Raw genomic sequence first — 1,707 nt, 5'->3', positions numbered from 1 at the left:
CTGGGCTATCAACCGGTGGATGATGCATTCCAGATGTTTGATTTGCCGATTGAGTATTAGGGGTTCCAGCGTCAAACAGGTTGCCGGCCCTGGTTGAAAACAAAGCGGCCGAAAGCGGCAGGATCTGGCCGCTCGACGTTGCCTTGTCGGCAGACACCTGGCTGCCATCTCCCGCAAAACCGGGGCTGGCAGCACCGGCATGCAATTTGCTCTACCACCTGTCGATACCCACTATCCAGGTGTTCGAATCATGTTGGTCACCCCACAGAAAGCCCTATTGTTGCAGCCCGTCCACCGGTCAGATATGGACCCGACCACGGCCGCCGCCAGTGCGATTCAAAGCGGTTTGATACAGAACGTGCAAAATATCGTGACCAATCAGGTCAATGCGGCAACGTAACACGTCACTACCAAGGTGAGCGACAACATCGACGCTGCCTTCGCCAAAACCCGCGTATTACTGCAAGCCAACCCTCCGGCCACCGGCACACCGGAAACGAGCACTGCCCCCGAGGGAGGCGCGCTGGCCGAGTTCAAGGACTACATGAGCAAGTCTCCTGAAGAGCGGATGCGCGATAGTATTCTCAAGGAGCTGGGGATTACCGAAGAAGAATTTGAGCAGATGCCGCCCGAGAAACAGCAGGCAATCGGTCAGGAAATTGCTCGCCTTCTCCAAGACAAAATCAAGCTGGCCCAGGCCGAAAAAGACAGCAGCGCAACCGACGCACAGGTTACCGACAAGTTTCTGGCTGCGGTCTGACTCATATCCAATTGGGCATGGCGTGGTTCCAAGCAGGGATCGCACCGACAGACAAACGTCGACTTCATCCCCTCTGTGTAATGGCCCTGGGAAATCTTGCAGATCGATTGGTTATTTATTCAGAAATGAAAGCGGAGCCCGATTGACGGGCTCCGTTAAAGACGACTCAGTGACCGAACACACCAACTTTCTTGGCTTTCTTGTCCGCGCGTTTTTCATCGGCGGTTTTCGATGGTTTTTTCTTTGCTGCTTTCTTTGAATCCATGCCTTTGGCCATGATGCACGCTCCACTCATACGGGATGTAAGATGAGGTATAACACCTATTGCGTAGCAGAGTTTCATTTCAGCGATTTATAATTTTTTGCTGCTCACCGCCCTTCATAGAAATTCACTCAAACCATGCCAGAGCTTCATTTCAGCCCGCTTGCCGAGCCGCTACGCCCACTGCTGAACAAGTTCTATCGCCAGCACAATTCGCCGATGCGCGCGGCCAGCAAGGGAGAGTTATGGGTAGCCAAACGGCTGGAAATCATTGCCGGCCTGTGCCTGACACCGGTTGCCGAGGGGCAGTGGCTGACCGGGTTATTTGTCGATCCGGCCTGCCGGGGCCAAAGGATTGCCACGCAGTTGGTGGAGCATGCGCTGGCAACTGTCGACGGGCCGGTCTGGCTGTTTTGCCATCCAGACCTGCAAGCGTTTTACGAGGGTTTGGGATTTGCCAGCGACCCACGACTGCCCCAGTCACTGACAGAGCGTCTGGCTCGCTACGCTCGTAGCAAACCCATGATTGCCCTGGGCATAGAACCAGCGGTTCGATCGACTTCGGGAACTGTGGGGTTGAGCGGTGAATGCTAAAGATCGCAGCCTGCGGCAGCTCCTACGCCGACCTTGTCAGCACGTAGTCCCTGAATAAACGCCAATCCCCGTAGGAGCTGCCGCAGGCTGC

General features: G+C 55.4%; 1 protein-coding gene and 1 pseudogene. Both read left to right on the top strand.

Annotated elements, in window-relative coordinates:
• Positions 1 to 250 precede the first annotated feature (250 nt).
• Positions 251 to 760 (top strand): annotated as a pseudogene (locus F8N85_RS33960) (hypothetical protein).
• 400 nt (positions 761 to 1,160) lie between these two features.
• On the top strand, positions 1,161 to 1,616 hold the full coding sequence (locus F8N85_RS33955; protein ID WP_150803564.1) for a GNAT family N-acetyltransferase: 456 nt from the start codon (positions 1,161 to 1,163) through the stop codon (positions 1,614 to 1,616).
• Positions 1,617 to 1,707 lie beyond the last annotated feature (91 nt).

Origin of the sequence: Pseudomonas fluorescens, from assembly GCF_902497875.1 — a bacterium.
Taxonomy (GTDB): domain Bacteria; phylum Pseudomonadota; class Gammaproteobacteria; order Pseudomonadales; family Pseudomonadaceae; genus Aquipseudomonas; species Aquipseudomonas fluorescens_BR.
This window is presented reverse-complemented; position numbering and strand designations above follow the sequence as displayed.

Bases quoted from the DNA above. Each gene is read 5' to 3' on its own strand.
- F8N85_RS33955 (WP_150803564.1), top strand. From the start codon at position 1,161: ATGCCAGAGCTTCATTTCAGCCCGCTTGCCGAGCCGCTACGCCCACTG.